The organism is Novispirillum itersonii subsp. itersonii ATCC 12639 (genome assembly GCF_000381985.1).
GTDB classification, from domain to species: Bacteria; Pseudomonadota; Alphaproteobacteria; order Rhodospirillales; family Rhodospirillaceae; genus Novispirillum; species Novispirillum itersonii.
On the sequence record NZ_KB907339.1, the window covers coordinates 247,421 to 267,363 of the forward strand.

At 63.3% G+C, this 19,943-nt stretch carries 15 protein-coding genes; 9 read left to right on the forward strand and 6 right to left on the reverse strand.

Annotated elements, in window-relative coordinates:
• Window positions 1–245: 245 nt before the first annotated feature.
• Entirely contained in the window at window positions 246–1,199 is a 954-nt protein-coding gene (gene prmB / locus G365_RS0106800) for a 50S ribosomal protein L3 N(5)-glutamine methyltransferase (RefSeq protein WP_019644758.1), read from the forward strand.
• A gap of 450 nt (window positions 1,200–1,649) precedes the next feature.
• The gene (locus G365_RS0106805) at window positions 1,650–2,210 is read left to right on the forward strand and encodes a hypothetical protein (RefSeq protein WP_019644759.1); all 561 of its coding nucleotides are present in this window, start codon (window positions 1,650–1,652) and stop codon (window positions 2,208–2,210) included.
• A 51-nt stretch (window positions 2,211–2,261) separates the two neighbouring features.
• On the opposite strand, the gene G365_RS0106810 is transcribed toward G365_RS0106805, so the two are convergent.
• Both G365_RS0106810 and G365_RS20640 read right to left on the reverse strand, forming a co-directional pair.
• Window positions 2,262–2,888, reverse strand: a complete 627-nt coding sequence (locus G365_RS0106810; RefSeq protein ID WP_019644760.1) for a response regulator transcription factor — start codon at window positions 2,886–2,888, stop codon at window positions 2,262–2,264.
• The gene (locus G365_RS20640; RefSeq protein ID WP_019644761.1) at window positions 2,885–4,912 is read right to left on the reverse strand and encodes an ATP-binding protein; all 2,028 of its coding nucleotides are present in this window, start codon (window positions 4,910–4,912) and stop codon (window positions 2,885–2,887) included. The genes G365_RS0106810 and G365_RS20640 overlap by 4 nt, the downstream gene beginning before the upstream one ends.
• Before the next feature lie 231 nt (window positions 4,913–5,143).
• Between G365_RS20640 and G365_RS0106820 the strand changes: the two genes are divergently transcribed.
• The 3 genes from G365_RS0106820 (at window position 5,144) to G365_RS0106830 (ending at window position 8,169) form a co-directional block, all read left to right on the forward strand.
• Window positions 5,144–6,133: a TRAP transporter substrate-binding protein gene (locus G365_RS0106820; RefSeq protein WP_019644762.1), complete on the forward strand. Its 990-nt coding sequence runs from the start codon at window positions 5,144–5,146 to the stop codon at window positions 6,131–6,133.
• A 114-nt stretch (window positions 6,134–6,247) separates the two neighbouring features.
• Window positions 6,248–6,886, forward strand: a complete 639-nt coding sequence (locus G365_RS0106825; protein ID WP_019644763.1) for a TRAP transporter small permease — start codon at window positions 6,248–6,250, stop codon at window positions 6,884–6,886.
• Window positions 6,886–8,169: a TRAP transporter large permease gene (locus G365_RS0106830; protein WP_019644764.1), complete on the forward strand. Its 1,284-nt coding sequence runs from the start codon at window positions 6,886–6,888 to the stop codon at window positions 8,167–8,169. The genes G365_RS0106825 and G365_RS0106830 overlap by 1 nt, the downstream gene beginning before the upstream one ends.
• Before the next feature lie 74 nt (window positions 8,170–8,243).
• Here the strand turns inward: G365_RS0106830 and G365_RS0106835 are convergent, their stop codons facing one another.
• Window positions 8,244–9,122, reverse strand: a complete 879-nt coding sequence (locus tag G365_RS0106835; protein WP_019644765.1) for a helix-turn-helix domain-containing protein — start codon at window positions 9,120–9,122, stop codon at window positions 8,244–8,246.
• 9 nt (window positions 9,123–9,131) lie between these two features.
• A complete protein-coding gene (glgC, locus tag G365_RS0106840; RefSeq protein WP_019644766.1) occupies window positions 9,132–10,415 on the reverse strand; it encodes a glucose-1-phosphate adenylyltransferase in 1,284 nt (427 codons plus the stop codon).
• Window positions 10,416–10,687: 272 nt separating this feature from the next.
• Here glgC and glgA point away from each other — a divergent pair, with 272 nt between their 5' ends.
• Window positions 10,688–12,157, forward strand: coding sequence for a glycogen synthase GlgA (gene glgA / locus G365_RS0106845; RefSeq protein ID WP_019644767.1), 1,470 nt, complete (start codon window positions 10,688–10,690; stop codon window positions 12,155–12,157).
• A gap of 39 nt (window positions 12,158–12,196) precedes the next feature.
• Window positions 12,197–14,713, forward strand: a complete 2,517-nt coding sequence (locus G365_RS0106850; protein ID WP_019644768.1) for a glycogen/starch/alpha-glucan phosphorylase — start codon at window positions 12,197–12,199, stop codon at window positions 14,711–14,713.
• Between the two features lie 298 nt (window positions 14,714–15,011).
• On the opposite strand, the gene G365_RS20645 is transcribed toward G365_RS0106850, so the two are convergent.
• Window positions 15,012–15,911 (reverse strand): LysR family transcriptional regulator, encoded by a 900-nt coding sequence (locus G365_RS20645; RefSeq protein WP_019644769.1) that lies wholly within the window; start codon window positions 15,909–15,911, stop codon window positions 15,012–15,014.
• A 207-nt stretch (window positions 15,912–16,118) separates the two neighbouring features.
• Here G365_RS20645 and G365_RS0106860 point away from each other — a divergent pair, with 207 nt between their 5' ends.
• Window positions 16,119–16,898, forward strand: coding sequence for a DODA-type extradiol aromatic ring-opening family dioxygenase (locus G365_RS0106860; protein ID WP_019644770.1), 780 nt, complete (start codon window positions 16,119–16,121; stop codon window positions 16,896–16,898).
• Window positions 16,899–16,980: 82 nt separating this feature from the next.
• Complete coding sequence (locus G365_RS0106865; RefSeq protein WP_169545067.1) at window positions 16,981–18,969, forward strand: methyl-accepting chemotaxis protein; 1,989 nt, start codon at window positions 16,981–16,983, stop codon at window positions 18,967–18,969.
• An 18-nt stretch (window positions 18,970–18,987) separates the two neighbouring features.
• Here the strand turns inward: G365_RS0106865 and G365_RS0106870 are convergent, their stop codons facing one another.
• The gene (locus tag G365_RS0106870) at window positions 18,988–19,893 is read right to left on the reverse strand and encodes a LysR family transcriptional regulator (RefSeq protein WP_019644772.1); all 906 of its coding nucleotides are present in this window, start codon (window positions 19,891–19,893) and stop codon (window positions 18,988–18,990) included.
• Between the last annotated feature and the right edge of the window lie 50 nt (window positions 19,894–19,943).

A 19,943-nucleotide genomic window follows, 5' to 3' on the forward strand; every position in this document is an offset into this window, starting at 1 on the left:
GGGGTATCCGTCTTTAGATGTGCATCTTTTGGCGGGCGCTCAATGGCTTGATTTGGAAGGAAAAAGTATACAATCTTGTGGTCTGTGGGTTTTTGTGTCCGGCAGGTTGCCCGCCGTACTGACGGTGGGCCTGAAGCGGTGGTAAAAAGCCGGGGCCGGAAGAGCCCGGCCGGTTGCGCTGTGCTTTCCCTTTCCGGGGAAACGCGATAGAAGGCGGAAACAGGGAATATGCGGAGTTGCCAGTGATGACCCTTTCAGACAGCCCCTTTGCCGTGGTCCATGATCCCGCTGCCGATGCGGCGGTGCTGAAAACGGTGCGGGATTTCATCCGCTACGGGGTCAGCCGCTTTACCCGGGCGGACCTGACCTATGGGCACGGCACCACCAACGCCTATGACGAGGCGGTCTTTATGGTGCTGGAGACCCTGAAGCTGCCGATTGATCAGCTTGATCCCTATCTGGATGCCCGCCTGACCCTGTCGGAACGGCAGGCGGTGGCGGCAATCATCGATGCGCGGGTGACCACCCGCAAACCGGCGTCGTACCTGACCAACAGCGCCTATATTCAGGGTGTGCCGTTTTACGTGGATGAGCGGGTGATCGTGCCGCGCTCTTACATCGGGGAGCTGCTGTTCTCCGAGATGTTCGGCGGTGAAGAGTTCACGCTGGTTGAGGACCCGACCGAGGTCACCCGGGTGCTTGATCTCTGCACCGGGTCGGGCTGTCTGGCCATTCTGGCCAGTCAGATTTTCCCCGATGCGCAGATTGATGCGGTTGACCTGTCCCCGGCAGCACTGGAGGTCGCACGGCGGAATGTCGCCGATCATGGCCTTGAGGACCGGATCACCCTGCTGGAGGGGGATCTGTTCGCGCCGCTGAAAGGCCGGAAGTACGACCTGATCATCACCAATCCCCCCTATGTCGATGCCGAGGCGATGGAGGCCCTGCCGCCGGAATTCCGTCATGAACCCGCGATGGCGCTGGGGTCGGGCGACGATGGGTTTGACATTGTCCGCCGGATTTTGAAAACGGCGGCGAAACACCTGACGCCGGAAGGCGGGATGATCTGCGAGTTCGGCACTGGCCGCGAGGTGCTGGAAGAAGAATATCCTGACGTCGATTTCCTGTGGCTGGAGACAGCCAACAGCTTTGGCGAGGTGTTCTGGCTGACCCGTGATCAGCTGGCTGATATCCGCTGAGGCAAAGGCGCCGCCCCTGTGTGGCGCCGCCCGCCGCCGCCGGGGGCCTGTGGTGATGGCCGTCATCGGTATAACCGTATCTTTGTGATAAATTAAAAAGATTCCTGTGCCGCAACGGCAGTTGCCGCACAGGGGAAGATCACGCGTGCGTTCTTGGCTCAGTGCTTTTCTGGCCTGCGGAAATGGCAGACCGCTGGAGCCTGCCCGGGGGTGATCCGGGCAGGCCTGAGTGGTTTTCCGGCCGGTAAAGCGGGGCATTCCGGCATACGGTTCTGGCCGGACCGGGAACAACTGCGATGAACTGTCATCGAAATTTTCCGTGGTCATACGACCTGAGTGGGCATCGGTTGTTCTGAGACTACGAAAAAAATCTTTAGTCGGCAAGTTGTGACCGTGCTTCTGAACGAAAATTTTCCAGATAACGGAAAACTTCGTCGCCAAAGGAGTGGTATGATCCGGTTTAAATCGAACATCCCGTCTGTGGACCGGGAAAAAATTCTGGAAGACCGGGATGGGCTGGCCCAACGGATTGCGGCGATGCTCGCGCTGTTTCCGTCTCGCAAAGCCGCAGCCATTGCCGCCGGAAAGACGCAGGAAACCATCACCGCCTGGAGCCGGGGAGAGGGACTGGCGCAGTTTCTTGCCCTTGCCGCCGTGGCGGCTGAGGCCGGGGTGTCGCTGGACTGGCTGGCCTTCGGGGGGGAGGGGGCAAGGCCGGAGGGGCCGGATGAACCGGGGGAGCCAAGGGAAAGTATGCCACACATCAGCGGCGACTGTGCCCGGCTGGCGGAACTGGCGGTGGCGACCACACTGGCGTGGCTGGAGGAAAACGATATTGATCTGACCGGGCCGATGCTGGCGCGGCTGATTGCCAAATCTTTCCGTGCCCTGATGGATGCCCCCGATCTGGGGGCAATGTCGGCCGCCGGGCAGACGGCAGTGGTGACCCGCATGCTGGATGACGGCCTCGATCTGCTGCGGGCCCCGCGTGACGGGGATGCCCCGCTTTAAAAGCCGGGCTTATTCGGTGGCCGCCTCATCCGCCGGTCAGGGGCGGGGGTGTCAGTCGAGCAGGGCCAGCATCCGCGCCAGCTCGACAGAGTTTTTGACCCCCATTTTCTCGAAAACGTGGGCGCGGTGCATTTCCACCGTCCGCATCGAGATTGCAAGCTCGTCAGCAATGATCTTGTTCAGCTTGCCTTCGATGATTTTGTCCATCACCTGCCGCTCCCGCGGGCTCAGCGAGGCAAGGCGGGCGGCGGCATCCTGCCGTGCGCTGTTCTGGCTGCGGGTGGTGGCATCCAGTGTCAGCGCTTCGATGATGCGGTCAACCAGTTCGTTGTCGTTGAACGGTTTCTCGACAAAGTCGTGCGCGCCTTTTTTCAGCGATGCCACGGCGATCGGCACATCGCCGTGCCCGGTCAGGAAGATCACCGGCATGCGGTTTCCGGCATCGCGCAGGCGGTCGAACAGGGCCAGCCCGCTCATGCCGTCCATCCGGATATCGAGCAGGACGCACCCGGCCAGATCGGCTGACCAGACGGCCAGAAAGGCCTCGGCGGAGGCAAAGGCCCGGGTTTCGACATCGCGGGACTGGAGCAGCCAGCCCAGCGAATCACGGATCGCTTCGTCATCATCAATGATATAGACGCAGCCGGCCCCTGCCGGATGTTCTGGCTGTGTGGTCACTGGGTTTCCTCGGGGAGTCCGCCGGTTTTTGGTGCGGGTTGGGTCTGGCAGGGCAGGGTAAAGCAGAACACGGTTCCGCCCCCGTCCGGTTCTGCCTGTTCATACCACAGATGTCCATGGTGTGCTTCAATGATGGACCGGCAGATGCTCAGCCCCATGCCCATGCCATCGGGTTTGGTGGTAAAAAACGGGGTGAAAAGCTGGGCCGCGGTCTCTTCGGGGATGCCGTCGCCGTAATCCCGCACCCGTACCTGTACCCCGCCGCTGTCCAGCCGGATGCCGATCGTCACCCGGGCATGGCCGCTGCCCCGCCCCCCTGACGCGGGCGAGGCGTCAATGGCGTTGCGGATCAGGTTCAGCAGCACCTGTTCGATCTGCACCCGGTCAGCGATGACCGGCGGGGTCGGGGCCGCAGGCTCAATCGTCAGCCGTACACCGCGCTGCACGGCGTCACGGCTGATAAAGCCCACCGCCTCGCGCACCAGTGTCGTCATATCCAGCGGCGAAAAGTTGGGGCTGCTTTTTCGGGCGAAATCGTGCATGTGCCGGACGATCTTACCGGCGCGCTTAGCCTGCCGGTCGAGTTTATCCAGCGCGTCTGTCAGCTCCGGCACCGTATAGCGGCCTGATCTCAGGCGGTTCAGGCAGCCGGTGGCATAGCTGGCAACGGCGGCGAGCGGCTGATTGATTTCATGTGCCAGCGACGAGGCCATCTCCCCCATGGTGATCAGGCGCGAGGTGTGCTGCAGGCGCTGATCCTGACGGCGGGCCAGATCCTCCATCTGTTTGCGGTCACTGATATCAAGGAAGGATCCCATCCCGCCGGTCTGGTGGCCGCTGGCGTCAATCAGCGGCGTCTCGTGGACCAGCACATCAAACCGCGATCCGTCCCGCCGCAGGAAGCTCAGCTCAAAGCCTTCGCTGGGGCCGTTTCCGGCCAGAACGGCGTCGTGCAGGGCCTGTGCCCGTTCCACACCGGCGGGATCCCAGTAGGCCATCGGCGGCTTCATGCCGAGCAGGTCTTCCGGCGTGTACCCGACCATCGAGCAGAAGGCCTGATTGACGTAGGTGATCCGCCCGTCCATATCGCGGGCCCGCATCCCGACCGTCAGGCTGTTTTCCATGGCACGGCGGAAGGCGATTTCTTCCCGCAGGGCCTGTTCAGCCTTCAGGCGGCGGCGGATGTGGCGGGCCAGCGCAACCAGACTGCCGACGGTGGAGGCGGTCAGCACGCCAATGGCGGTCAGGATCAGCCAGCGGCTGCGTTTGCCCTGAGCCGGATAGGGGGTGGCGCGCAGATACAGGCCGCCGCCGGGGGGATCAAACACCATGGTATGGGCGGCGGCCAGACTGACCGTGTCGCTGCCGATCCGCGAGGTGGGGACAATCGGCACCCCGTCGGTGTCCAGAATTTCCAGCCGGTAGTTTTCAGCGAACCACCACGGGATATGCCGCGTCAGCAGGGCGTCGAGCGACAGGGTGGCGCTGATGGCCCCGCTGAAGACCTGACCGTCAAACACCGGGGCCAGCACTTCCAGCCCCATTTCCCCCGTCGGGGTCAAAAACGGGGCGCTGAAGGTGGCGCGGCCCAGGGCGCGGGCGGTGGAAATCGCTTTCTGGCGCTGTGATTCACCGCGGGCCATCGCTGCCGGGTTGCCGATCGGCGGTATACTCAGGGTGGTTGCCCCGTGGGCGTCCAGCACCCTGATCCGGCTGAGTTCACTCTGGGCATTCAGCAGGGCGACGGCCTGCCGCTGCAGTTTATCCATGTCACCGGCGGCGGCCAGATTCGACAGGCCGGACATCCGTTCCTGCGTGGTGGTCAGAAGGAATCGGAGGTCCTGTTCCACCCACAGCACATCTTTGATGGTCCGTTCCTGCTCCGACTGGGTTTCGGCGGAATGGACCAGCGACATCAGCACTGCAACAAGGCCGGCGGTCAACAGCACCAGCAATGCGGGAAAAAACGGCAGAATTTGGCGGGTCAGGGGGCGGCCCTGCCAAAGTGTGCGGTGCGAAGACATGACAAATATGCAGCCCTGTTATGTCACCTGCGGATATCCACACATTGCATCGGGGGACGGACCGGCGCAGAACGTTGGGCAACGGTGCGGAAACATCGTTCTATCACTGGAGCATCGTGCGCAAAAGTGGCCTTCAGGTGCCGGGTGCAACGATGTGACACAACAAAACGTCAGGATGCGGCGCTGTGCCATCAGCCGGTGCGGTATCCCTGAGACAACGGGAGTAGGTCCATGAAAATGTCCCGCCTTGTGTACGGTCTGGTGGCCGGTATGCTGCTGTCTGCCCCGGCGCTGGCCGCCGATCCGATCGTGATCAAGTTCAGCCACGTCGTTGCCACCGATACCCCGAAGGGCAAGGCCGCCGACAAGTTCAAGGAACTGGCGGAGCGCTACACCAACAATGCCGTGAAGGTGGAAGTTTATCCGAACAGCCAGCTTTACAAGGATAAGGAAGAGCTGGAAGCCCTGCAGCTGGGTGCCGTGCAGATGCTGGCCCCGTCGCTGGCCAAGTTCGGCCCGCTGGGCGTGAAGGAATTCGAAGCCTTCGATATCCCCTACATTCTGCCGGACAAGACCGTTCTGCGGAAGGTCACCAACGGCCCGGTCGGCCGCAAGCTGCTGGACAAGCTGGAAAGCAAGGGCATTAAGGGCCTTGCCTACTGGGATAACGGCTTCAAGATCATGAGCTCTAACAAGCCGCTGATCAAGGTTGCCGACTTCCAGGGCCAGAAGATGCGCATCCAGTCTTCCAAGGTGCTGGACGCCCAGATGCGCGCCCTTGGCGCCCTGCCGCAGGTGATGGCCTTCTCTGAAGTCTATCAGGCGCTGCAGACCGGCGTGGTTGACGGCACTGAAAACCCGCCGTCGAACATGTTCACCCAGAAGATGCACGAAGTGCAGAAGTATGCCACCGTCTCCAACCATGGCTATCTCGGCTATGCGGTGATCGTGAACAAGGCATTCTGGGATGGCCTGCCGGGTGAGGTGCGCACCAATCTGGAAAAGGCGATGTCTGAATCCACCGCCTACGCCAACATGATCGCTGAAGAAGAAAACGTGAAGTCGCTGGAAGGCATCAAGGCTTCCGGCAAGACCCAGATCCACGTTCAGACCGCTGAAGAAGCGGCTGAATGGAAGAAGGCTCTGCAGCCGGTCCGCGAAGAAATGGCCGGCCGCGTCGGCAAGGACCTGATTGAAGCCTTTGAAGCCGAAGCGAAGTAATTCGCTTATCGTTTCCGGCCCGGTTGTTTTCCTGATATCCCCCCGCTGCTGCGGGGTGCGGTGGAAAAAGCCGGGCCGGACTGTATCGGCCCCCTGCCATACCGGACATCAATCATGCTGAAATTCCTCGACCATCTTGAGGAGTGGCTGATCGCCACCCTGATGGCGGCGGCGACGCTCGTCATTTTTGCGGCGGTCATGCACCGCTACGCCTCCGGCGTGTCATTCCTTTTCCCGATCACCCGACACATCCACATGGCCTGGGCGCAGGAATTGTGCATCTACATGTTCGTGTGGATGGCTAAATTCGGCGCTGCCTACGGGGTGCGCACCGGCATCCACGTCGGCGTTGACGTGCTGATCAACCGGATGAACCCGGTTAACCGGGGCCGCTTCATCCTGTTCGGCCTGCTGGCCGGGGCGCTGTTCACCGGCACCGTCGGCACGCTGGGCGCTGAGTTCGTCTGGAAAATCGGTCATACCGATCAGGTGTCGGCCGATATGGAAATCCCGATGTGGTGGGTGTACCTCGCCATCCCCTGCGGGTCTTACCTGATGTGCTTCCGCTTCCTTCAGGTTGCCGTCAACTTTGTCCGGACCGGGGCCCTGCCGACCCACGACCATGCACACGTTGCGGGCATGGAAGAAGAAGAGGGGCAGGATATCAACTGGTTCCAGATGCAGGACGGTCTGCACCCGAAGGATGTCGCCCATAACGAAGGCGCGAAAGACAAGAACGGGGAGAAGCACTGATGAACGCCGCCATCATTTTCGGGCTGCTGCTGGCCCTGATGCTGACCGGCATGCCGATCTCCATCTCGCTCGGCCTGACCGTTCTGACCTTCCTGTTCACCATGACCCATGTGCCGATTGAGGCTGTGGCGCTGAAGCTGTTCACCGGGATTGAAAAGTTCGAGATCATGGCGATCCCGTTCTTCATTCTTGCCGGGAATTTCCTGACCCATGGCGGGGTTGCCCGCCGGATGATCAACTTTGCCACCTCGATGGTCGGGCACTGGCATGGTGGTCTGGGTCTGGCCGGGGTGCTGGCCTGCGCCCTGTTCGCCGCTGTGTCGGGCTCCAGCCCGGCCACGGTGGTCGCCATCGGGTCGATCCTGCTTCCGGCGATGGTCAAACAGGGCTTTCCCAACCGCTTCGGGGCGGGGGTCATCACCACCTCCGGCGCGCTGGGCATCCTGATCCCGCCGTCGATCGTGATGGTGATGTATTCGGTGTCCACCAATACCTCGGTCGGGCAGCTGTTTATGGCCGGTGTGGTGCCGGGTCTGATGCTGGCGACCCTGCTGGGGATCACCACCTGGTACCGGGCCTGGAAGTTCGGCTACCCGCGTATGGCCAAGGCCAGCTTCGGTGACCGTCTGAAGGCGCTGAAGGAAAGCATCTGGGGTCTGCTGCTGATCGTCATCGTCATCGGCGGGATTTATTCCGGGGTGTTTACCCCGACCGAAGCCGCCGCGATGAGCGCCGTCTACGCCTTCATCATCGCCGTGTTTGTGTATAAGGACATGACCCTGAAGCAGGTGCCGCAGGTGCTGCTGTCTTCGGCCAACATGTCGGCGATGCTGCTGTACATCATCACCAATGCGGTGCTGTTCTCCTTCCTGATGACCTCTGAAAACATTCCGCAGACCATGGCGGCGTGGATTCAGGGCCACAATCTGGCGCCGTGGGTGTTCCTGCTGGTGGTCAACGTGCTGCTGCTGCTGGCCGGTAACTTCATGGAGCCGTCGTCGATCGTGCTGATCATGGCGCCGATCCTGTTCCCGGTGGCGGTCAGCCTGGGGATTGACCCGGTGCACTTTGGCATTCTGATCGTGGTGAACATGGAAGTGGGTATGTGCCACCCGCCGGTGGGCCTTAACCTCTACGTGGCATCGGGGATCACCAAAATGGGGATTACCGAGCTGACCGTGGCAGTGGCACCGTGGCTGTTCACCATGCTCGGCTTCCTGATGCTGGTGACTTACATCCCGGAAATCAGCCTGTGGCTGCCGCACGTGCTGGGCATGCGCTGATACCATCATTCCTGAGCAGACTGAAAACCCCGCCGGAAAACCGGCGGGGTTCTTTTTTGGGCTAAGGCGGGGTATCAGGCCGACAGTGCCGAGGGATTGGCCCCGAAGCGTTGCCGGAACCGGCTGGCGAAGCGCGACGGGGATCCATAACCGCTGCGCAGCGCCGCTTCGGTCACGGTGCTGACCTGTCGGCTGGTCAGCAGGGTATGACCGTGTTCCAGCCGGGCTGATTCCACTTCTGCCCGCAGGGTGGTGCCTTCGGCGCGCAGGCGGCGGTGCAGGGTCGGCACGCTGACCGCCAGCAGCCGGGCAACAGCCCCGGCGGACCAGTCGCCATCCGGTGCCTGCCGCACCATTGCCCGCAGCCGGGCCGACAGCGCCTGTGCGGCGGCGGGCAGCAGATGGTCGGCGTAGCCGCCCCGGCACAGGATCAGCAGCACTTCCAGCAGGCGGTGTTCCATCAGGGCGGCATCGACGGTATCGACCCCGGCCAGCAGGTGGGTCATCGCCTGTTGCAGGGCCGGGCCGTGGGCCAGATCCGGCGGCAGGCTCAGGCTGGCGGCAGCGGGGACCGGCGGGGCATCGGCCAGACTCTGGCGGCAGCGGTCGCGGACGGTATCGGTGAATTCCAGCATCACCGACCGGTAGGGGCCGCTGTCGTCTGGCAGGTTCAGCACCGTCAGCGGCAGACCGGCGGGCAGCACGGCCATGTCACCGGGCCGGTAATCCAGCGTGGTGTTGCCGGTGGTGACATGTTTGGTGCCGCTGACGACGATGAACAGAATGGGCCGGGACAGGCTGGCATCCACCAGCCGTTCCCGCTGTCGCCGGAAATAGCCGCCGAAGCGGGCAAAGGGTACGGACAGCCAGTTGATTCCGGCACCGTCGGGCGTCTGACGGTCCAGCCGGACCGCCAGCGCCTGTACGGCTGTCAGCAGGGGGGACGGGCTCATTGCCGCCGGTCAGTCAGCCTGCTGCGGCAGGGCATTCAGCATGGCCTGTGTCACCAGCACCACGCCGCCCTCAGTGCGGTGGAAGCGTCGGGCGTCCAGCTCCGGGTCTTCCCCGATCACCAGCCCTTCCGGCACCCGGCAGCCGCTGCCGATGATGGCCTTGCGGATCCGGCAGGACCGGCCGATGTCGGCATCCGGCAGGATGACGGTATCCTCAACCACGCCATAGCTGTTTACCCGGACATTGCTGAACAGCATGCTGCGGCGGACAGACGCACCGGAGATGATGCAGCCCGCCGACACCAGAGAGTCCACCGCCATGCCCCGGCGGCTGTCGTCGTCGAACACAAACTTGGCCGGGGGTTTCTGCAGCTGATAGGTCCAGATCGGCCACAGGTCGTCGTACAGGTCCAGTTCCGGCGTCACCGTTGTCAGGTCAAGGTTGGCTTCCCAATAGGCATCGACGGTGCCGACGTCGCGCCAGTACGGTTCGGTCGCCCCCTCCGGGGTGACGGCGCTGTCGGCGAAGCGGTGGGCGAACAGACGGGCCGAGCCCAGCAGCGACGGAATGATATCCTTGCCGAAATCGTGGGAGGAGGACGGGTTGGCGGCGTCCTGCTCCAGCAGGTCAATCAGAAACCGGGCATTGAAGATGTAGATGCCCATTGAGGCAAAGGCCAGATGCGGCTGGCCGGGGATGCTGGGCGGGTTAGCCGGTTTTTCAAGGAAGCCGGTGATGCTGTCGGTGTCATCCACCGCCACCACGCCAAATTCCTTCGCCTTTTCCAGCGGCACCTCGACGCAGGAAATGGTCAGGTCGGCCCCTTTCTGGATGTGGTCGGCCAGCAGCTTGGAATAATCCTGCCGGTAGATGTGATCCCCGGCGAGAATCAGGATGTAGTCGGGGTCGTGACGGCGGACCAGATCAAGGTTCTGATACACGGCATCGGCGGTGCCCCGGTACCAGCTTTCATCACTGGTCTGCTGCTGGGCGGGCCACAGCTCGACGAATTCGTTCACTTCGGCCCGCAGAAACCCCCAGCCGCGCTGGATGTGGTGGATCAGCGTGTGGGCCTTGTACTGGGTCGGCACCGCCATGCGGCGGATCCCGGAGTTCAGGCAATTGGACAGGGGAAAGTCGATGATGCGGAACTTGCCGCCGAAGGGGACCGCCGGTTTGGCTTCGTCATCGGTCAGGCTTTTCAGGCGGGATCCGCGTCCCCCGGCCAGCACCAGCGCCAGCGTGCCCTTCAGGGCGCGGTTGAGATCGACTTTCGCGGCAGCCATGGACATGTACACCATCCCCTTATGACGTCGGCGGACCGGCCAGATGCGGTGCCCCCGGTTAACTCCCACACGACAGCATGCCACCTTTTCGGGATTTATCCCCATGAATTTTGCGAAATTTTTACCGGCATCCCCCGTGTGCAGGCAGCGCAAAGCCTGTCATAAAACGCTGACCGCAGATCCGGCGGAAAGAGTGTAGGATTCTGCATTGCGCTTTGCAGCATAAGTGCGCGACTGTAGGGGATCTGTGCGGTCCGGAATGGGGTATCAGCCTGATCATGCGTGTTCTGTTGGTGTCATCTGAAGTCTACCCCCTGATCAAAACCGGGGGGCTGGCTGATGTCGCCGGGGCCCTGCCGCCTGCGCTGGCGGCGCTGGGGTGTGATGCCCGTGTGCTGTTGCCTGCCTATCCGGCGGCCCTGAAAGCCATGGAGGCTGCGGGCCCGCTGACCGCGACCGAAATCGGGGATCCGCTGGGGTATGGCCCGGCCCGGCTGCTGGAAGGGATTCTGCCCGGCACACCGTGCCCGGTATGGCTGCTGGATCATCCCGGGCTGTATCAGCGCCCCGGTGGCCCCTATGTCGGGCCTGACGGGCATGATCACCCCGACAATCACCGCCGCTTTGCCCTGCTGGCGAAAGTTGCCGCCCTGCTGGCCCGGGGCGATATCGGCCCCGGCTGGCGGGCTGACGTGGTGCACTGTAATGACTGGCAGACCGGGCTGGTTCCGGCGTATCTGCGACTGGCGGAACAGCAGGGCGGCGCGGCGCAAGGGCCGGGGACTGTCTTCACCATTCACAATCTGCATTTCGGCGGGGTGTTCGATCCGGCAGTGCTGGGCGAGATCGGCCTGCCGTCACCGTTTTATGGCATCAACGGCCTAGAGTTTTATGGCCGTCTGTCGATGCTGAAGGCCGGTCTGTTTTACAGCGACCGGATCACCACCGTCAGCCCGACCTATGCGTGGGAAATCACCACGCCGGAAGGCGGGCGCGGCTTTGAAGGTCTGCTGGCCGGGCGGGCCCATGCCGGTCACCTGACCGGTATTCTGAACGGGGTTGATTACGCCCAGTGGAATGCTGCCACCGATCCGGCTCTGCCGCATCATTATGATGCCGCCACAGTCGGGGCGGGGAAGGCCGCCAATAAGGCCGCCCTTCAGGCCGAGGTCGGGCTGGATGCCCGCCCCGAAGCCCCGCTGCTGGGGCTGGTCAGCCGGTTTACTGACCAGAAAGGGGTGGATCTGGTGCTGCATGCCGCCCGCCATATGGTCGATTCCGGTGCGCAGCTGGTGATCCTCGGTTCGGGGGATGCCGGGCTGGAACAGGCCCTGACGGCCCTGCCGCACGGGTTCCCCGGGCAGGTCAGCGTGCGGATCGGGTATGATGAAGACCTGTCTCACCGCATTCAGGCGGCCAGCGATGTGTTTCTGGTGCCGTCGCGGTTTGAGCCCTGTGGTCTGACCCAGATGTATGCCCTGCGCTATGGGGCCCTGCCGCTGGTGCGCCGCACCGGCGGGCTGGCGGATACGGTCAGCGAGCTGGGCGATGACCGGGGCACCGGCTTTCTGTTTGATTCCCCCACGGTCGAAGGGCTGCTGGGGGCCTTTTATCATGCTCTGGGCGTTTACCGTCGTCCGCAGGACTGGGCCGCGGCCCGTCGCCGGGCGATGGCGCAGGATTTCGGGTGGGAGCGCGCCGCCCGCCGCTATTTCGATCTCTATCAGGGTCTGGGCCACAGCGCCTGACCCTGACCGATCTGATGCCGTCTTAAGGGGATAAGACCAATGCAGAAGACAGTTTCCGTGGAACCGATGACCGCCGAAGGGATGGCCGCAGAAGGGATGGCCGGGGTGGACCTGATCGACGTGTCCACCGTTGCGGCGATCAAGCGTCACCTGCTCAGTCATCTGGTGCACGGTGTCGGGGTGGCGCCGCAGTATGCCTCGCCGCGGGACTGGATGGTGGCGGTGGCGACACTGGTGCGCGGCGTGCTGTCAGAGCAGTACCTTGACACTGCGGTGCGGGAGCGGGAGCAGCAGGCGCGGCGGGTTTATTACCTGTCGCTGGAATATCTGATGGGCCGGTCCCTGCGTAAAACCCTGCTGGATATCGGCCTGCTGGAGCGGGTGGAAGCCGCCCTGACCGAACTGGGGCAGGAGCTGGAAGATATTCAGGAGCATGAGTACGACGCCGCGCTTGGCAACGGCGGTCTTGGCCGTCTGGCGGCGTGCTTCCTAGATTCCCTCGCCACCCATTCCTACCCCGGTTTCGGCTACGGTATCCGCTATGAGTTCGGCATGTTCACCCAGCGCATTGAGCATGGTGAGCAGGTGGAACACCCGGAGACCTGGCTGCGTCACGGCAATCCGTGGGAATTCGAGCGCCCGTCGATCATCTATCCGGTGCGCTTCCGTGGCCGGATGATGACTTTCCGGGGCGAGGACGGGCGCGAGGTCTGCCGCTGGATTGATACCGAAGACGTGATCGCCATGGCCTATGACGTGCCGGTGTCGGGCTTTGGCTCCGGCGTGGTGACCAAGCTGCGGCTGTGGTCGGCCCGGGCGACCCGCGATTTTGACCTGAAGACCTTCAATCAGGGCAACTATATCGACGCGGTGAAGGCCAAGACCCTGTCGGAAAACCTGTCGAAGGTGCTCTATCCCGCCGACACCACCCTGATGGGGCAGGAACTGCGGCTGATGCAGGAGTACTTCTTCGTCTCCGCCTCGCTGCAGGATATTCTGGCCCGCCACACCCGCACCTATGGCGACCTGTCGGCGCTGCCGGAAAAGGTGTGCATTCAGCTGAACGACACCCACCCGGCGCTGGCGGTGCCGGAAATGATGCGCCTGCTGGTCGATCAGTATGGCTATGACTGGGATGTGGCGTGGACGATGACCCGCGGCATCTTCAACTACACCAACCATACCCTGCTGCCGGAAGCGCTGGAAACCTGGCCGATCGCCATGCTGGAGCAGATTCTGCCCCGCCATCTGGATATCATTTACAAGATCAACTACCAGTTCCTGCAGCAGGTGAAAGTGTCGTTCCCCGGGCAGCCGGATATCCTCGGGCGGCTGTCGCTGATTGACGATGCGGCGCGGCGGGTACGGATGGCGCATCTGGCCGTGGTCGGGTCCGGCCATGTCAACGGGGTGGCCGCCCTGCATACCGATCTGATGCGCCGCCATGTCTTCGCGGACTTTCAGCGGCTGGATGCTGACAAGATCGTCAACGTCACCAACGGCGTCACCCAGCGGCGTTGGGTGGTGCAATCCAACCCGGCCCTGACCGCGCTGATCGACGAGTGCATCGGGCCACGCTGGAAAACCGATCTGACCGAGCTGAAAGCCTTTGAGCGGTTTGCCGATGACGCCGGGGTGCGCGACCGCTTTGCCGCCATCAAGCAGGCCAACAAGCAGCGGCTGGCCGCACTGGTTGAGGCCCGGACCGGGGTCCGGTTCGATCCGGCGGCGCTGTTTGACAGTCAGGTCAAGCGCATCCACGAATACAAGCGGCAGCTTCTCAACCTGCTGCACGTCATCACCCTGTACAACCGTATCCGCGCCGGGCAGGGCGACAGCATTCTGCCGCGCTGCGTGCTGATTGCCGGCAAGTCGGCACCGGGCTACTTCCTCGCCAAGCAGATCATCCGCCTGATCAACGACGCGGCGATGGTCATCAACAACGATCCGGCCTGTAAGGGGCGGCTGTCGCTGGCCTTCCTGCCCAATTACAACGTGTCGGCGGCGGAGGTGATCATTCCCGGCACCGATCTGTCAGAGCAGATTTCCACCGCCGGGATGGAAGCATCGGGCACCGGCAACATGAAGTTTGCCCTGAACGGGGCGCTGACCATCGGCACGCTGGATGGTGCCAATATTGAAATCAAGGATGCGGTCGGCGACGACAATATCTTCATCTTTGGCAAAACCGCTGCCGAGGTGACGGAGATGCGGATGCAGGGCTACCGCCCGTGGGATCTTTACCACGCCGATGACGGGCTGCGGCAGGCGGTGGATATGATCGGCAACGGCTACTTCACCCCGGATGATCCGGGCCGCTACCGGTGCATTTTCGATGCAATCCTGACCCACGGCGACCATTTCTTCGTGATGGCCGATTACGCTGATTATCTGCGCGGACAGGCCGAGGTGGAACAGACCTACCGCCACCCGGCGGACTGGATGCGCAAGGCGGTGATCAATGTCGCCAATATGGGGGGGTTCTCCTCTGACCGTTCGATCCATGACTACGCCCGGAAGATCTGGCGGATTTCTCCGCTGCAGTCGCCGGCATAAAAACAGCGTGGAGAAGAGAAGTTTTGCAATCAGGGATGGTTTTTCCTTGCCCTGATTGCATCAGGGGTGCAGTCTTGGGGGCGTGATGTAAATCACTGCGGTGTGCTGGCGGGGGCTGGCACACTGCATCCTCCACAGCCCGTATCGGGCCCTGTGGGCACCGGCCCTGAGATGATCAGGGATATCGGTATCCTCTTTCCCTCAAGAGCGCACTTGGCGGCCTGTCTGGCCGCCTTCTTTTTTGTCAGAAGCGCGGTGTCCGTTTCCGGGGCCGCCTCCGTGCCCGGCCCCTCTGCGGTCAGGTTTTTTTGCCTGCAACCTCCACAATCAGCCGACGCAGCCACTGGTGCGGGGGGTGCGTTTCAAACCGGCGGTGGAAAACCAGCGACAGCGGCGCGGCTTCCGGCTCAAACGGCACCGGCAGACGGATCAGCCCCATATGCTGTTCCCACAGGCGGGCGGCCCGGTCCGGGATTGACCAGATCAGATCATCCTGGGCGGTCATGATCGCGGCAGAGGCCATATGGGCCACCACCACCGCCACATGGCGCTGATACCCCATCTGGTCCAGCATCCGGTCCACCGCTCCGCGCAGATCTCCGACCGGAGATAACAGGATGTGCGGCATCTCCAGATAGGCTTTCAGTCTGTCTTCGGCGGCCAGCAAAGGGTGGCCGGGGCGCACCAGCATCATCAGCGGATCCCGGTACAGGCGGATGCGGGTCATCCGTGGTGGTGGTTCCGGCAGGACGCCAAGGGCCAGAATGGCCCGCTGGTTGTCCAGCTCTTCGGTCATATCATCGCGCCCGACATGCCGGAACAGCACCTGCATGCCGGGGGCCTGCCGCCGCAGCGCCGACAGCAGGGGGGTGCCGAGGGCGATTTCCGCCTGATCGGAAACCGCCAGCACCAGCCGGTCGGTGGCGGTGCAGGGATCAAAAGGTTTTCCTGCTGCAAAGGCGGTGCCGACCGCTTCCAGCGCCGACCGCACATGCGGGGCCATTGCGGCAGCGGTGGCGGTGGGGGTCATGCCGTCGGGACCACGCTGAAACAGATCATCGCCCAGATGATCACGCAGGCGGCGCAGGGCATTGCTGACCGCAGGCTGGGTCAGGTTCAGCCGGGTGGCGGCACGGGTCAGCGACCGTTCGTGCCAGATGGCATCAAACACCCGCAGCAGGTTCAGGTCAGGCAACATGGGCATTCACCGGATGAATAGTATCACTCACTATAACAAAGTTCGGAAGGATGTGGCGAGGGGGTAAGGTCTGTCTGTCGACCGGGCCGTGATCAGCGGCCCCCGGCCTGACGCGGCCTGAACCGCCCCGGAACCGGGCCTGCTTTTTTCAGATGCCCTCCGGGGATGGACCGGGCACACTTGCTTCCGCCGAAGGAGGATTTTCCCATGCAGACCGCTGCCAGTGTTTTTGTGTCGCACGGTGCGCCGACCATGCCGTTGGAGCAGTCTCCGACCCGGTTTTTCCTTGATGCGCTGGGCGGGGCCCTGCCGCGCCCGGCGGCGGTGATCGCAGTCTCGGCGCACTGGTGCACCGAGGACGTGGCAGTCAGCACGGCGGCCCGGCCGGAGACCATTCACGATTTCTACGGTTTCCCGCAGGAGCTGTACCGCATGACCTATCCTGCCCCGGGGGCGCCGGATCTGGCGCTGCGGGTACAGGGGCTGCTGCGCGATGCCGGTCTGCCGGTGGCGGCTGACCCTGAGTATGGTCTGGATCACGGTGCCTGGGTGCCGATGCGGCTGATGTATCCGCAGGCTGATCTGCCGGTATTCCAGCTTTCTGTTCAGCCGCATCTGGGCGCGGCCCATGCCTATCGGGTCGGGCAGGCCCTGAAAGGGCTGCGGGAGGAAGGGGTGATGATTCTGGCCTCGGGGGCGATGACCCATAACCTGCGGGAATGGATGATGCGCCGCGCAGCCTTTGATGCCACACCGGAAGGCTGGGCCGATGATTTCGCCGAATGGTTTGCCGATGCCTTCCAGCGGGATGATACGGCAGCTCTGCTGGACTGGGCGGCGCAGGCCCCCAATGCGCGGCGGAATCACCCGACCCCGGAACATCTGCTGCCGCTGTTTGTCGCGATGGGGGCAGGCGGGGCCGGGCAGCGGATTCACCGGGCGATGGAATACGGTGTGCTGTCGCTGGATGCCTACCGCTTCGCATAATGAATATTATGGACCACTGAATTAGCAATCCTGTACTCTCCCGCGGCTTATGGTGATCCGGCTGCGGGGGAGCTTTGGGGTGATGAGCGCTTTATCTTTCCGTCTGTTTACGGGGCGGTCTCTCGCCGGGCGTCTGTCGGTGGCGATTGCCCTGCTGGTGGCGGCGGTGTCGCTGGCGCAGTCTCTGGTACAGGGCCGCCTGATACACGGCGTGATCAACCGGGCAGAGCGTGAAGCCCTGAGTCAGGCGGAAACCACTTTCCGCTCCACGCTGGATGTGCATGCGCGGGAAGTGCGGTCGGTGGCGGAAACGCTGGGCTCGCTGATCCGGGTGCGAGCCTCTTTGGCCGAAGGCGACCGTGCGCAGATGCTGCAGGTGCTGGGGCCGGTGTTCAAATCCCTGCAGGCCCGCACCGGGATCAGCCAGATGCAGGTGCATACCCCCGATGTTCATTCCTTCCTGCGGGTGAACAAGCCGGATCAGTTCGGGGATGATCTCAGCTCATTCCGTCATATGCTGGTGCAGGTTAACCGGGACCGTGTCAGTTTGCAGGGGCTGGAAGACGGGGTTTCCGGTCTGGCGGTGCGGGGCGCGGTGCCGGTGACCGGGCCGGATGGCAGGCATGTCGGCTCGCTGGAGGCCGGATTTCTGATTCAGGATGCCTTCCTGTCCCGGCTGCGTCACGACGGCATCGACTTTGCCCTGTATGCCCGCCGTGAAAAGGGTGTGCAGCGGCTGGCCGCCTCTGATCCGTCGCTGGCTGACGGCAGCGCCGCCCCGGCTGTCGCCGCCGTGCTTGATGGCGGAGAGCGGCAGACGGTCCTGTCCACCGGGCCGGACGGCAACACGGATATTCTGCTGGCACCGGTGGCCGATTATTCCGGTCGCACGGTGGCGGTGCTGGAAGTGTCGGCAGACCGGGCACGGTTCGCGGCGGAAGAGCGGGCGGCGCTGGTGCAGGCGATTCTGTCGTTTGCAGTCGCTGCGGTTTCCGGTGGTCTGGTGGCTGTCTGGCTGGCACGGGCCCTGTCCCGGCCAATCCTGCGGCTGACCGGGCGTCTGACGGATCTGGCCGGTGGCAATCTGGAAGACCCGGTGACGGATACCGCCCGCTCTGACGAAATCGGCAGGGCGGCGGCGGCTGTGGCCGATCTGCGGCTTGCCTTGCAGCAGGACCGGCGCAATCAGGACCGTCTGGCGGCGGAACAGCAGGAAAAGATCCGGCGGGCGGCGCAGGTTCAGGCAGTGATTGCCGCCTTCGATCAGGCGGTGGCAGAGTCGATGGGGCGGGTTGCCACCGCGTCGGAGGCGTTGAGTACGGCGGCGGCGGTGATGGCCGATGTGGCGGCCCGGACCGGGACAGAGGCTGTTGCGGTCTCGGCGGCGGTGCAGGATGTTTCGTCCCGCTCCACAGTGATCAGCGCGGCGGCGGAAGAGCTGTGCAGTGCCATTGCCGGGATCACGGCGCAGATCGACTCCTCGGCGGAAAAAGCCGCCGGTGCCGATGCCGAGGCGGCCCGCGCCGGGGCTGCGGCGGTCAGTCTGGCGGAAACCGTCGGGCGGATCGGCGATGTGACCGACCTGATCAGCGCCATTGCCAGCCAGACCAATCTGCTGGCCCTGAACGCCACCATCGAGGCTGCCCGCGCCGGGGATGCCGGAAAGGGATTTGCCGTGGTGGCGGGCGAGGTGAAGACGCTGGCCTCGCAGACGGCACAGGCGACGGTGCAGATCAACGCCCACATCCGCGATGTGCGGACCAGCACGCAGGATGTGCTGCGCACCATCGAGGCGGTGCGTCAGGTGATTATCGAGAGCGGCGAAATTGCCCGCTCCGTGTCGCAGATTATGGATGAAGAGACGGTCGCCACCAAAGAGATCACCCGTAACATCACCGAGACATCAGACCGCACGGCAGAGGTGACGCAGATGGTGGCGGATGTGGAGCTGGCGGCCGGAGAAGCCCGGACCGCCGCCGCGACCGTTAAGCAGGCGGCTGAGATGATGGCCGAAGAGGAAAAGGTCCTGCGCCAGCTGATCGACCGCTTTATCGGCGATGTCCGCCAGTAAGGTTTCTGTCCGGATGGCTTAAGGGGGTGACGGGGCCCGGCGCCGCAGAGCGTTAAGCAGCACCGAAAAGGCGGGCGTCGGCTGGCGGCGGCCGGGGTAGTACAGATGGTAACCGGAAAAGGGCTGGCACCAGTCTTCCAGAACCTGAATCAGGCTGCCGTCTGCGATGGCCGGTGCAACCGTATCGGCCAGAACATAGGCCAGACCATGCCCGGCGAGACAGGCGCGGCGGGCGAGGGCGGAATTGTTGACGGTCAGGCTGCCGTCAACCCGCACCCGCAGACTGCGCCCGTTCTTTTCAAACTCCCACGCGTACAGACCGCCTGACGTGGGCATGCGCAGATTGATGCAGCGGTGGCCGGTCAGATCCTGCGGGGTGTGCGGTGCCGGATGGACGGCAAAATAGGAGGCAGAGCCGACCACGGCCATTTTCAGGGGTGGGCTTAACGGGATCGCGATCATATCCCGGTCGACGGCTTCCCCCAGCCGGATACCGGCATCAAAACGTTCCGCGACGATATCGCGCAGAACAGCTTCGATCATCACTTCAACATGAATGTCCGGATATTCAGGCAGCAGACTGTCGAGAACCGGCCATAAGACCGTATTGGCCGCATGTTCGGCGACAGTGATACGGATGGTGCCTGCCGGTTTATCGCGCAGGGCGGTCAGGGCTGTTAAATCGGCCTCAATGCCAGCCAGCTTGGGCCCGACGGACAGGCACAGGCGTTCTCCGGCTTCCGTCACGGCGACGCTGCGGGTGGTGCGGGTCAGCAGGCGCAGCCCCAGGCGCTGTTCCAGCGTGTTGATGGTATGGCTGAGGGCAGATTGCGAAACCCCCAGCCTTGCGGCGGCCCGGGTGAAGCTGCGTTCTTCGGCGACGATCAGAAAAGCTGACAGGTCATTCAGGGGCAGGCGCTGCATTCATGAGCCATTTCGATAAGTGCATACTTATTTTTCTGCCTAATCGTCAA